Source organism: Ancylomarina sp. YFZ004 (assembly GCF_054254355.1).
Genome location: NZ_JBTCHQ010000003.1, coordinates 353,974 through 367,642 on the forward strand (window position 1 = coordinate 353,974; position 13,669 = coordinate 367,642).

General features: G+C 37.4%; 6 protein-coding genes. 1 reads left to right on the forward strand and 5 read right to left on the reverse strand.

The window, feature by feature from the left end; genetic code table 11:
- Positions 1-29 precede the first annotated feature (29 nt).
- A complete protein-coding gene (locus ACXR6G_RS07070) occupies positions 30-1,619 on the reverse strand; it encodes a sulfatase-like hydrolase/transferase (RefSeq protein ID WP_458360712.1) in 1,590 nt (529 codons plus the stop codon).
- A gap of 247 nt (positions 1,620-1,866) precedes the next feature.
- On the opposite strand from ACXR6G_RS07070, the gene ACXR6G_RS07075 reads away from it, so the two are divergent.
- Positions 1,867-3,375 carry a sulfatase gene (locus ACXR6G_RS07075; protein WP_458360713.1) on the forward strand — a complete coding sequence of 503 codons (1,509 nt, stop codon included), beginning with the start codon at positions 1,867-1,869 and terminating at the stop codon, positions 3,373-3,375.
- Positions 3,376-3,449: 74 nt separating this feature from the next.
- On the opposite strand, the gene ACXR6G_RS07080 is transcribed toward ACXR6G_RS07075, so the two are convergent.
- Genes ACXR6G_RS07080 through ACXR6G_RS07095 form a run of 4 tightly spaced genes read right to left on the reverse strand, consistent with a single transcriptional unit; the run spans position 3,450 to position 13,664 of the window.
- Entirely contained in the window at positions 3,450-4,706 is a 1,257-nt protein-coding gene (locus tag ACXR6G_RS07080) for a DUF4861 family protein (protein WP_458360714.1), read from the reverse strand.
- 19 nt (positions 4,707-4,725) lie between these two features.
- Positions 4,726-8,256 (reverse strand): chondroitinase family polysaccharide lyase, encoded by a 3,531-nt coding sequence (locus tag ACXR6G_RS07085; protein WP_458360715.1) that lies wholly within the window; start codon positions 8,254-8,256, stop codon positions 4,726-4,728.
- 60 nt (positions 8,257-8,316) lie between these two features.
- Positions 8,317-11,238 (reverse strand): chondroitinase family polysaccharide lyase, encoded by a 2,922-nt coding sequence (locus ACXR6G_RS07090; protein WP_458360716.1) that lies wholly within the window; start codon positions 11,236-11,238, stop codon positions 8,317-8,319.
- An 8-nt stretch (positions 11,239-11,246) separates the two neighbouring features.
- Positions 11,247-13,664 carry a DUF4962 domain-containing protein gene (locus tag ACXR6G_RS07095; RefSeq protein ID WP_458360717.1) on the reverse strand — a complete coding sequence of 806 codons (2,418 nt, stop codon included), beginning with the start codon at positions 13,662-13,664 and terminating at the stop codon, positions 11,247-11,249.
- Positions 13,665-13,669 lie beyond the last annotated feature (5 nt).

The window sequence follows — 13,669 nt, forward strand, 5'->3', positions numbered from 1 at the left end:
CTTATTTAAATTAGTTCCAATATTTAATATTAGACTTTTGGTAATAATTTCTCCCAAGTTTTTATTTTCCACTCAACAGGCTTATCCATTTTCAAAATCCACTGATCGAAAGCTTTCTTTAAACGCTTTACTAATTTAGTATTTTCTTTAGCAAGATTCTTCTCTTCTCCTGGATCCTTTGCAATATTAAATAATTCAAATCGGTTTCCTACAGGGTAATAATGCATCATGTAATCACCTTCCAAAACGGTTCCTGCAGGATCAGAAACATTCTCCTTATACTTACTTATTGGAAACTCATCCTTCATCTTAGTTCCGGCTACAAAGTCTGTATAGTCATTCCAAAAACCTAAGTTAATATCACTCCAGTGATAAGCTTGAGTACCCGCCCAAAATAATTGCCTGTCATTTGATGAACTTTTTTCACCTTTCAAACTTGCTGCCAAATCAATTCCATCAAGATTTGCTGGTAAATTAATACCTGCTTCGGCCAAAACTGTAGGTAATAAATCCATAGCTGAAACATTATCCGTAACAACAAGACCTTTTTTATATTTTGAAGGATACCAGGCAAACATAGGAACATGAATACCTCCCTGAAACATCAAGCCTTTGTTTCCTTTAAAAGCGCCATTCAATGGTAAAGGAGAATCTACCACCGCACCGTTGTCACTAACAAATAGTATTATGGTATTATCATCCAACTTTAATTCGGCAAGTTTACTTACAATCTTACCTATACCATCATCAACTGCGGCTAGTGTGGCGTAATAATTATCAACTTCAGGATTACCCGTATTAAATCGCTGATACTTTCGCGGTGCTCTTTCTTCTAATGGAAGATGAGGTGCATTATACGATAAATACATAAAAAATGGATTCTCCTTATTTTTCTCAACATAAGTCAAAGCCTCATCAGTAAATTCATCGGTAATATAGCCCTGTGATTTTACGTGATCGTAATCTCTAAACAGACTGGTAGCATTATAATAGTTACTTCCGTGATAATTAAATCCAAAGTAATAATCGAATCCTTTATTTAATGGATGCTGATCTTTCACACAACCATAAATGCAATCTCTATGATAGTCTCTAGTTCTATCTGCAAGAGAATCAATCGTCAGCTCACCTAAGTGCCACTTTCCAATCATAGCCGTTTTATAGCCATTGTCTTGAAATGTTTCTGATAAGAATTTCTCTTCAGGTTTTACGCCAGCTTCAGCATCGTAGTTGTTATAAATACCAAAACGTTGCGTGTATTTTCCAGTAAGTAATGCTGCACGAGAGGGAGCACAAGTTGTAGAGGCAACAAAAGCATTGGTAAATTTGACACCTTCGTTGGCTAACTTAGCTGTATTGGGCATAGCCGTTTGAGCTGCCTTATATGCCTCCTCAACCGAAGTTCGATATCTTTTAGTAACAGTTGTATTATTAAGTTGATCTTGATTATAGGAATTCGGATCAAAATTTAATTGTCCATAGCCCTGATCGTCGGTGATAACAACAATAACATTTGGCTTCTTTGTATCATTTACATTTGCTTCCTGACTTGGTACACCTGTTGAACAAGCTCCCAACATGACAGGCCAGATTGCATGGATAGATTTAGATATATTCACTGTATTCAGAATTTTGAATTAGTATTTGTATGAAGAACTCAAATATCAGAATAAGCACATTGTAGATTGTCTAATATCATTCACATTTATTCCAATATTATACAATTCAAAACATAGAGAAATCGATTCATCCCAAACAATTCCCAATTTTTAATTTGGGACAGCTAAATACAAACGTTTGTCATAACTTACTTGTATTTCCCTATTCTGATTTCTAGCTTTAACATGAAACAAACTATCTGTAAAAATGCAATTCAAAAAAACTGGTTTAAGCCGTAGCCTAGGCTTACTTACTTGTGCTGGAGCTCTACTTGCCTGTACTCAAAAAGAACACAAACCCGCATCACCAAATATCATTCTATTTCTGGTTGATGATATGGGTTGGACTGATACTTCAGTACCATTTGGTAAAACTCTAAGCGATAATAATAGTTATCAGAAAACACCAAATATGGAAAAACTGGCTCATCAAGGGGTCAAATTTACCAACGCCTATTCTGCCAGTCCTGTTTGTTCACCTACGCGCTGTAGTATTCTAACGGGTAAAAATCCAGCTCGAAGTCAGATTACCAACTGGATTCCTGGACAAACCAATGATGTACCCGAATCGGAACAAAAACTGTTTATTCCCGATTGGAATGTAAATGGATTACAATCGAACAGCATTACTTTCCCCAAGATATTACAGGAACATGGCTACACAACAGCTCATATTGGGAAAGCCCATTTGGGACTAGAAGGAACGAGTGGTGCAGATCCGAAACAATTGGGATTCGATTATAATATCGCTGGGCATCATGCCGGACAGCCCGGGTCTTATTATTACCCCTATGGCAAAAAAGGCAGTCCGCTTCAGGTTCCAGGACTAGAAGAGTTTGAAAAAGACAGTTTATATCTTACCGATGCTCTTACGATAAAAGCAAATCAGCTATTGGAACAATTCGCAAAAGAAGGCAATCCCTTTTTCTTGAATTTTGCACATTATGCCGTTCATACGCCTATTGAGGAACACAAACAATTGGTCAAGCAATTTATTCGAGAAGGTAAAACTGATGCTGAAGCAAAATACGCTTCAATGGTAGCTAGTATGGACAATAGTCTGGGTTCTATTATGAACAAATTGGACGAGCTACACATAGCAGACAATACGATTATCATATTTATGTCGGATAATGGTGGACTGGTTACCCATGCAGGAAAACCGACGACAAATGCACCCCTTAGTGATGGAAAAGGAACTTGTCGTGAAGGTGGAATTCGAGTACCAATGATAGTAAAATGGCCTGGGACTACAAAAGCTGACACGCAATGTGACGAACCCGTAATAAGCGATGATTTTTTTCCAACGATCCTTCAAATGGCAGGTGTTTCGCCAAAGTCATACCTTGCTAGTATTGATGGCAAAGACCTAAGCCCTCTGCTTACAGGTGAAGCTAAATTCGAACGTCCTGAAGGTCTATATTTTCATTACCCTCACTACTGGGCTTGGAAAAGCTTACGTGATGAATACCCAAGCATCAGACCTTTTAGCTCCATACGTATGGGTAAATGGAAGTTATGTTACGGCTATGAAGATGAAAAAATAGAACTTTTCAATCTGGACAATGATATTTCAGAGAAAGTCAATTTACTTGATCATGAACCTGAAATAGCGGCCAAACTTTGCAAGCAATTGCAAGACTATCTAAAAGGAGTAAACGCTCAAACGCCTCTCGATCGTAAAACAGGAAAAGCATTGGCTTACCCTCATCTATAGAAATGAAAAAGCATCTGCTGGAAATCCAACAGATGCTTTTTACAGTGATTCAATTCAACTCGAAAATTGACTCATTATTTTAATCGGGACAGCTTCAGCGGACTGTTGATCTCCAAGCTTAAACGATCCAGATAATCGAAGAAAGACTGGGCATCTTTAAAACCTTCCTTCTCATCCTGAAAAGCAGCAGTTACGATGTATTCTACAAAAGTTTTATTCCCTTTCAATTTCATAAGGTGATTATTGTCATCTTTATCGAATCCATCGAAATACTCATGAGACATGACAACGCCTAAACCAACTGTTACTTGTGGGTATTTTTCGTGATCTAGTCGTGGGAATTCGGTTCCCCAAAGGCCAAGAAAACTTTTCTCCTCATCTTTTGTCACTTTGGAAACCTTCATCTTACGTACTCCTGTACAAAACTGAGGCAAATTACCATCAGCAAACACCTGTAGGTTCATTTCTCTTTTACCTGCATACTGAATCATACGTAACAAGACTTTGGTATTCCCCACTACAGATTCAATATTTGGAGCCACCATATCGATAATGGTACGGACTGGACCTTTGGATCGAACAACAGCATAACGTCCTTTTGTCGCTTTTAAAAGCTGCGTTTCTTTTCCATTCCATATTCTAGGTGATCCAACACCCAAAGTGTTTTTCACAAAAAGAATGTCACCGCCATATTGCTTCGTAATAAGGGAATCGTTCGAATACCAATTGGTTGTTTCCAACTCTAATCGTCGATGCATTTTACCATAGATATCAATACTACATCTATCATCAAAATACATACGGTAGGCCATTAACTCAGACTCAGTAGCCGGTCCATGATGCATAATTGGCTTGTACAGATCACCAGATTCAGAATATATACTATCCTTTTTGATAAAAGGCATTTTCCCATTTTTCATTCCCATTTGTGCATACACTTCACTTTCAAAAATATATCGATCCGCAATTTCATCACTAACTTTACAAATCAATAGTTGAATTTTTGATTTCGCTGCCATGGAAACCTGAAAAACTAGCTCATCTACAATTCCATCCCCATCCAAATCATCAAGCTGCGATGGAATCACTTCTGAATTTAAAGTTACGAGCAAGTTTGTTCCCTTTTCAGCTTGTAGCTTCGCATTTAATTCTGATAAAGGAATAACTACAGAAGCTAAGTTTCTATTATCGGATAGCTTGTTTTCAAGGTCTATCTTCTGTTTTGCCAGAATCTCATTTTGAGATAAAAAATTATCATTTGCCTTATTGTTACATTGAACAAATAACAGAACAAGGAGAAGTAAAAAGAAATTTATAGTGATCTTATTCATAAATAAAATTAAAAGCTTATTATTTAATTATCAGTTTTTTAGAGGTACTCTGCCCATTCATTTGTAATCGGACAATATAGAGACCCGTTTTATTGGGAACATTCAAATTCAACTCGGTAGAATGTTCATAAGGAGCAGAAACGACTATCCTACCCATTAAATCAAAAACTTGAACTTTTGTGTTTTTTGGAGGTAAAACTGTTGAACGTAGAATAATTTCACCATTGCTAGAATAAATAAAGACGTCTTCCTCCCCATCAATATCTGGTAAACCGGTTACGAGTGTACTAAAACTATCAGACGAGTATATTTCTGAAATATTATCAGATACATCCTTAGCCACAGCATATAAAATGTAGGTCTCTCCTCTTTGTAGATTAGTCAATTCTTCTGTCCATAATTCATTTTCAGAACAATCTGTTTGTCCATTAATTATAGCTCCTGCCCCATCAATAATATCTTCAACAATAGGAGCGGTTTCAACAGTCGTATTTAAATACCAATATATAACGCCATTTTCGTTGCTTCCAATCTCTATTGATGCAGATGTATCTCTTATATCATCAATATTCATTTGATAAATAGTTGGAGGTGTATTATCAGAAACATCATCAACTTTCGTCAAGCTTAACGCCTGAGGAATACCATCTTTCAACTTGAATTGGATCTGTGTTTGCTGATTAGCTGTTGAAATAATCTCACCTTCTGAATTATGACCAGTTAGTTCCCAAGTCCCTTTTAATGTCAGAACAATTACAGATTCTTGGCTTGGATTTGCAGAGGTAAAAGCGACCTCTTTAAAATGAAGATCAGGATCACACATACTTAAACTCAGTTCACGCTTATCAGTGGAAGCTTTAATCATCACCAAACTTGGAGCACTTACTTGTTTAACAAACTCATCAGTTGAATTTGTGTTCTGTTCAAAAAACACGTAGCCAGTGGTATTGGTTTCACGATCCCATACAATATGGGCATTTTCGTCTTGCTGTACTACTTTATAAGCTGCAGTTTCCTCACTTTTCATTCGATTAGAGAAATCCTGAATTGACTGAGTATTTGAATTTGGCAATACGATATATTCATAAGTCTTATTTGAAGGAGAAGTGCCGTGATTAATCCAAGCTGTAGCAAAATCACCTTGGGTGTTAGCTTTCGTTTTATTGTGGCGAGAATCCTGTGTTGAACGAGTAATATTCACATCGGCACCTGTTTTTATCCAATAAGCATTACCTACAGGGTCAACTAGCCAATGACTATTATCTAAACTTAGATTTTGATCTAAGGGAAAACTGGTAATCGCATTTCCTCCATCAATATAAATCGCATCTGATTGATTTTGCAAATTTACCTGGAATAAGCTTGTTTCTGTCTTGTGCTGAGAATTTGAATTTGAAATATCAGATCCCAAACAAATAATGCGATTATCGAAACAAAATACTGATTTATTAGCCTGATGATCAGCAGTAAAATTCGTTCTGCTTTTCTCTCTAAGTTTCATACCAAAGATTCCGTTCTCTCCATTAAGATTGGATGCCCCTGTAAACCCTTCATTCGATTTCTCCATCAATGTTCCAGATAAAGGACTCTCCAATAAATCTAAAGGTAAATGGATACTGGTTGCTCCTGGATATCTGTTCCAATCCCAGCCATTTTCAACGAATCCACTTTCTACAGCATTTACTTTATCTCCTGATCCAATCACCTGAATCGTTCCATAACTCTGATAACGACCATATCTGTTATCCTTAGTATATATTTCAGATCCCCAAACATGCTTATTGTAGCCCTTAATACTCACCATCCAGCTATCTCGACGGTGAATGCCTAAAGCGCCATAATTGTAAGTGAAATTTCCTTCGGGTGTAGCCTCCGATGTAATCCCCAAAGAAGCAAACTCTTGTTTAAATGTCGTATTAGATGATGCCAGTCGCATATACGAAGCTGCCATATCGTTCCAAATAGCTGCATTAGTATGAGGATTACCAGACTTAGCTAAGTAAGCAAAAGCATTTACGGTTCCATTACTAATGGAGCCTGCCAGAGGATGTCTTCCACAAATACCAAATCCCCAATCCAGATGATTGGAATAGTTTCGCATCGTTAATAAAGCTTTTCCAAAATTAATTCTTGCCTCATCAGAAAGTGCAAAACAAGTTCCGTTCACATATTTCAAAAAATCCCCAACTCCTGCGTAACCACCTTTACTGTATGCCGGATACAAACCGCCATGATGAAAGCCGGAACCATCTTCTTTGATTCCACCCATGCTGCCTGGTACAATTTTCAATGAGATATCCATCCAACGTTTAATCGCCTTCATCTCTCTAGCTTTTTCAGGCGTATCGTCCATCGTCATTACTGCAATCAGGCGGGGAATCACGGTTGTATTCCAACTGTCCATCAAGCCCTGAAGGCTTCCTACTTCAGGCTGAGTTCTGTATTCCTGAACCCCGGTCCAGTATGATAGCATCGCAGCTGCTTTGTCTAACTTACCATCTGCTTTTAAAGCATCTTTCATTAAGAAAATAGCAGGCGGAAACTCACGAAAATTATATCCGTAATGGTGATTGGTTCCCATACCACTTCCCACATTCAAACCTTGATCCATAACATAGTCCAACAAATCATAAAACATTTGTTTAACCTCTGTATCCTTATGATGATGCCAAATTTGAGCCAAATCTCCCAAAACAGGTCCAACCTGATCCATCTTGACATCATTCTGCGCATTGTCATATTCATCATCACTCACATAAGGACGACCCGTTATCAACTCACCATTTCGATGAATTTGAAATGCCTTAAATGCACTCTTAGTTGACGTAATTTTTTTACTGCTTGGTGTACTTCCTTGAAACGCACTTACCATTTCAATCTCCATAGAATCAAAAGCATCTTGCTCTTCTGAACTAACTGTAGCTTCCGCTGGGATATCATGTGAATAAGTATCATACCAATGCCAAATAGCTGCCCAATGATTCGTATTCATATCTGGATTAATGAAGGGTAGCTGTTTGTCGGGCGTAACACGATCATGAATGCGTTCCGATGGGAAAATCATACGATCAAAATAAAGGCTTCCAGAAGTAATATCTACTGGAGCAACGACCTTCATATAATCGAGATCTCTACGAGATTTTGGACCACTCATATCCTCATCGAATCGTATCCAACAAGCTCTCCATCCTTTAAAGTTGATGCCATAATCAAACTCATACTCCATTGTGCTTCCCTTACCAAACTGAAAAGTTATATTTTTATCCAGTGGCGTTTCATTATAAACCCATAACATCAAACCACCTTTGTAAGTATTCAAGGCTGTTTGCATATTAGGAGGGTTCATTACAGTCAAATTAGATCCTTGTGTCCAGTCCCACTTAAGCGATTCATTTCCTAATTTATAATGATCAGTACTCATACTTAAACTCGCACCATTATTGGTACTCCAAGTATTGGGAACCTGTGTTTCCAAACCAATATATTGGGCTCTAACATCTGTACTGAATAAGCACAATCCTAAAAAAAGAACAAGTAAAAATTTACGCATACTATTCATGTTATAGTGATATATTTTAAGGATGTCTATTTAAATACAGCCTCCATTTTCTTAATATTTTTCTAAATTTACTTCAATTGGAATACCATCAACACAAGTAAATTCAATGCTTGTAAAACCATTACTACATTGCAGTATTTGGCAATTACTTTGCGCCATAGATAGATTCCATTCTCCTACTAGTTTTACCTGTATTTTAATAGGCGTACTGGCTTCTGCCGTTGTATAACGTTCTTCGCTCAAATGTAAATCCGGATCACAAAGGCTCATTCTTAAGCTTTTATTCGCCATTCCTTTTAGCATGATTAAAGATGGTGAACTGACTGAAATCAAGTTTTCATCATGAAGCTCATCAGCACTTTCAAACACCACATAAGCCTTAGTATTACTTCCTTTATGGTGAACTATATGAGCAATGCTATCCTTCTGAATAACCTGATATCGAGCCGTTTTTTCATTCGTCATTGCTTTTGAAAAAGCCACTAAATCCTTCAAGCTAGTCTGAGGGAGTATAGCATACTCATAATCGGCATTTTTAGGCGCAAAGCCATGATTTATATGTGCTAAAGCAAACTTGCCATGCGTTGGCTTTTTTGTTTTGTTATGACGTGAGTTTTGCTCAATCCTTTTCAACTGAATCGAGTTTCCACCAGCAATCCAGTAAGCATTACCATAGGGATCCATCAGACTATGATTTTTTCCTTCAGATAAATCCTTTTGGGCAGGAAATTCTGTCCACTTTTTATCTCCATCAATCCATTGAGGTTTATCAGAACTTGTTAGAAAAGATTGAAATAAGCTTGTTTTACTAGGATAATCCTCATTACTATTGGAAATATTAGAACCCAAACATATCAATACATTATCAAAAGCAAACACTGATTTCAGAGCATGGAAGTTAGCAGTAAAACGTTCTCTATTATTCTCTTTCAAATGGATTCCAAAAACGCCATTTTCACCATTTAAGTGAGACGATCCAGCGAAACCTTGCTTCGACTTTTCCATCAATGTATTCTTGTTCGGGCTTTCCAAAAGATCCAAAGGCAGGTGAATATTGGTTGCTCCAGGGTAGGAATTCCAATCCCATCCAGCTTCAACAAAGCCACTTTCTTTTGTGTTCTTGTGCATTATTTGAACAGTACCATAGCTCTGATATCTGCCATATCGATTATCTCTGGTGTATATTTCAGAACCCCAAACATGCTTGTTGTAACCTTTGATTGTAGCCATCCAATTGTTACGTCGATGAATACCCAAAGCACCATAGTTATAGGTAAAATGTCCTTCAGGCACCAATTCTGGACTTAAGCCTTTACTTTCAAAGAGTTTTTTGAATTCCGAATCATCCGTTTCCATTCGCAAATAAGCCTCAGCCATTTCATTCCAGATTTCATCACCTGTATACGGATCTCCAGAAAGCGCTAGATAAGCATAAGCCTGCTTCAGGCCTAAACTCATAGTACCATCAAGTGGATGACGTCCACTAATACCAAAACCCCATTCTAAGTCGTGGGTATAATTTTTCATCGTACGGAGAGCCATCCCAACATTTGTTCTTGATTCTGCTGATAAAGCAAAGGGTGTGTTAGTCGTCATTTTTAAATAGTCACCAAGTCCAGCAAAACCACCATTGCAATAAGCAGGATATAAACCGCCATGATGAAAGCCACAACCGTCAGCCTTAATTCCTCCCATGGTTCCAGGCACTATTTTGAGAGATATATCCATCCAGCGCTTAACCGCTTGCATCTCTCTTAGTTGTTCCGAAGGGTTGTCGATACACAAGATTGCAAGCATACGAGGAATTACAGTGGTATTCCAACTGTCCATAACGCCTTGTAAAGTACCAGATACAGGTAGTTCGCGATACTCCTGAACACCGGTCCAGTAATTCAGCATCTTAGCTACCTCATTCAATTTGCCTTCTTCCTTCAAAACCTCTTTCATCAGAAAAATGGCTGGCGGGTATTTACGAAACTGATAGCCATAATGGTGATTTGTACCAATCGCACTACCATAAGCCAAGCCCTGATCCATAAGATGATCAAGTAAATCCAAAAACATTGACTTACTTTCTTCATCTTTGGTATTGTAGTAATGTTGAGCTAAACTATAAAACACTTTTTCTACTTTTTCAAGTGTTAGATCCTGACTCTTCTTAACAGCCTCATCTTTAGAAACAAATGGATTACCTACAATTCCGGATTTCAATCGATGAATGCCAAATTTGCGGAACTTATCTTTGACTTTCTTTTCTGCTTTTTTATCCAAAGGACTTCCCTTATAGGCTGCAATAAAATTTACATCAAGCTGTTCGAGACCTGCCTTATCGCTAGGACTCAATATAGATTGAAGAGCAATATCGTTCTGCAATGTAGATTCCCAAAAATACAAAGCGCCCCAATGGTTTTCATTCAACTTAGGATTAACGTATGGAAGCTGAGCATCTGGGGTCTGTTTACGTGAAATTCCTTTTTTAGGAAACATCATTCTATCAAAGTACAGTTGACCTTTTTTAGCCTTTACAGGTGCAAGCACCTTCATCCAGCTTAAGTTCTTTGTGCTTTTCGAACCTTGCATATCCTTGTCGAACTGAATCCAACATGCTCGCCAACCTTTAAAATTGATTTTATATTCGAAATGATATTCAATCTGATTAGCTGTTCCAAATTGAAACTGAATGACATCATCAAGGGGTGATTCATTGTAAATCCAAAGCATCAATCCTCCCTTAGAAGTTTTCAATGCCTCAAGCATGCCTTTAGGCTTAGTCACAAGTATCTCACTACCCTTTTTCCAATCCCATCGTACAGATTCTTTCCCCAATTTGTAATGTAGGTCGCTCATACTGAGCTTCGCTCCTTTTGTTGTCTTCCAATTGGTAGGAACTTCTTTCTCTAATTGCATATATTGTGCATTCGCACATAAAGCAATAAACAATGCAATAGTTAGTGTAACAATCAGTTTCAACATGTTTATAATTATAAAGTAAGCTGAATTTTATCTTTAGAATCGCCCTTCAAATCGAAGACAAGTTTCCCATCTCTATAAACAAGCTCAATGGATTCACCATTTAGTATTATAGATTTCGGTTTTGCAGAAAGAGGTATTTCCACTTGAGTTTTCTCTTTGGTGGAGAAATGTAGAGTCAATTGATTCTCTACGCGAGTTGCATGAACTGAGACAGGCTTATCAGCAAGGATCTTTACTATTTTTTTATTCTTTAATAGTGTGATATCACGACCAAACCAAGAAGTTGCTTTAGATTCATGAAAAGCCATCCCAGCCATTTCACCTTCAAAAATCAACCGACTTAATTTATTCGAATTATTCCAAGCTAATTCTTTAATCAAGCTTCCTCCTTCATGAATCTGAATCCCCTCTCCTTTTTTTAATTTAGTCACGGACATATCTTTCATTTCATCCTCGAAAGCAAAAAAGAGAAGAGAATTTGCCTTTGAAGCTTTTTGTTTTCTTTTTAAGACAGATCCCAACTGCACATAGCCTTTTCCATCCTTTTTTCTCATGTAGTTATCGTAAAACCAAGCTTCATCAACTTCACTGTTCCATTTACTATCAGATAAATCTTTAACTAGCAGTAAAGGTGCTTTCCCCTTTCGAGGGTCAATAGTCCACTGCTTATCTACTGTTGATGTAAACGGATTTACATTACGATCTTTAGCATATTCATAAGCATCTTTCTTTCCTTTTCGACTGGTATATGCATGCAAAAGCAATTCAAAATCAACCTCTTCATTAGCATCCATTACATCGCGCATCAAAAACATGCCATTCCAACCAATTACCTCACGATTCCATTTCTTCAATTCCTTAACAGGATACATGTTTGAAGGATCACAAATCAAATTGAAGTAATCAGAATCGGCTTGTTTACCCGTACTTAAAACCACATCGGTTTTACCCCAAATCGCTTTATTATCCGGATACTCCCCGAATTTACTCCACACATCACCATCGCCTACTTGACCTTTACCATTCACAAGCAAAACATTGTGCTCATGTGTATATTTCGGATTGGAGTAGCCCATATCGATAATATAAGGAACACCTGCACGGTGCAACATAAATTGTCCATCATCAGGTTGTCCATGACCTTGATAATGCTGTCCGGATTTGATGGTGAAGTAGCTCGCATCATTTTCCCAAGATGAACGCCACACAAACATACCTGCATCTTCGAAAAATCGATAATTAGGTAAGGTATTTAAATCAACCGATGATAGATTACCATCTTTCCCAATGTATCTCCACACATCAAAATTTGATTTCTGATTGTTATCTTTCTCTTTAGATTTTTCCGCTCGCCACAATTCTACTTCTTTCAAATCAAGATCGGAAGCTAACCACTGAGCAATCGGATCTTTCAAGTTTTTAGCCAAAGCAGGAAAAGACGAATAAGGGTTTCCCCAGAATTTTTGGTTTGCATCAGCATAACGAGCCAAACCGCCAAAATTATCATGTCCACCAGGTAATATTGTATACAAACAATAAGCTGAGGCATTTTTAAACCAGGCTAAATCTTCATAAGGCTTTCCATAAGCTAAGTTCAAACCATTACGTCTCAGCTCAAACCATTGCATGTAGGTTTTTAATTGAAACATAAAATATGTTGCTCCCTCATCGCTAAAGCCATCACTCATATTTGAGTTCATCTGGCTGGTTAATGTTTCGTATTTATGATCTAGACATTCTGTCCATTCCTTCTTATAATCGTCAGGAATTCGGTCAGTCCCATATAATACCGCACTTAAAGCAGCATACACGTTGGTACCATGATTACAATTCATGATAGCAAAACTCTTGGTATGAAAACGACTATAATCCTTATAGAAATGATGAGCTATACGAATCAACTTTTGACTAACAAAAACTCTCTGCTCATCAGTCATATTCTGATATTGCCAATCATAACAGGCTGTTAAAGCAATAAGAGCTTGTGCAACTCCTAGGTCATTAGCTGGTCCTTTTCCTTTGCCATCAATCCATTCATCCCACTCTTTCCAGTTCATAATAGTCCAGAAATGCTTTTCAAAAGTTTTCTGATAAGCTTGTGAAGGATCTAAAAGCTGAACCAAGGCAACAGCCGCTAATTTTTCAGGAAAAGCGAATACCAATTTCGATTTAGGTTTTAAAATAGGATCTTTCCTTTCTAAGCTTTCGCAGATATTCAATAAGCTTTTCCACTCCGCTTTATGAGTGGTATTACGTAACAATGCTAATTGTGATAATTCATTAGACTTAAAAAATAAGCGGGGATGCTTCACTTTTTTTGTTAACACATCAGCATTAGCGCTTATTATTGTACCACCAAAAAGAATGAGCAAAATCACAAGTAAAACTATATCTCCAATTCTTTTCTGTATATTCCTTCTAATCATGATCT

What these genes read in the sequence shown, in the direction of transcription:
- ACXR6G_RS07085 (WP_458360715.1), bottom strand. Translation starts at nt 8,256, where the DNA reads ATGCGTAAATTTTTACTTGTTCTTTTTTTAGGATTGTGCTTATTCAGT.
- ACXR6G_RS07080 (WP_458360714.1), bottom strand. Translation starts at nt 4,706, where the DNA reads ATGAATAAGATCACTATAAATTTCTTTTTACTTCTCCTTGTTCTGTTA.
- ACXR6G_RS07095 (WP_458360717.1), bottom strand. Translation starts at nt 13,664, where the DNA reads ATGATTAGAAGGAATATACAGAAAAGAATTGGAGATATAGTTTTACTT.
- ACXR6G_RS07090 (WP_458360716.1), bottom strand. Translation starts at nt 11,238, where the DNA reads ATGTTGAAACTGATTGTTACACTAACTATTGCATTGTTTATTGCTTTA.
- ACXR6G_RS07075 (WP_458360713.1), top strand. Translation starts at nt 1,867, where the DNA reads ATGCAATTCAAAAAAACTGGTTTAAGCCGTAGCCTAGGCTTACTTACT.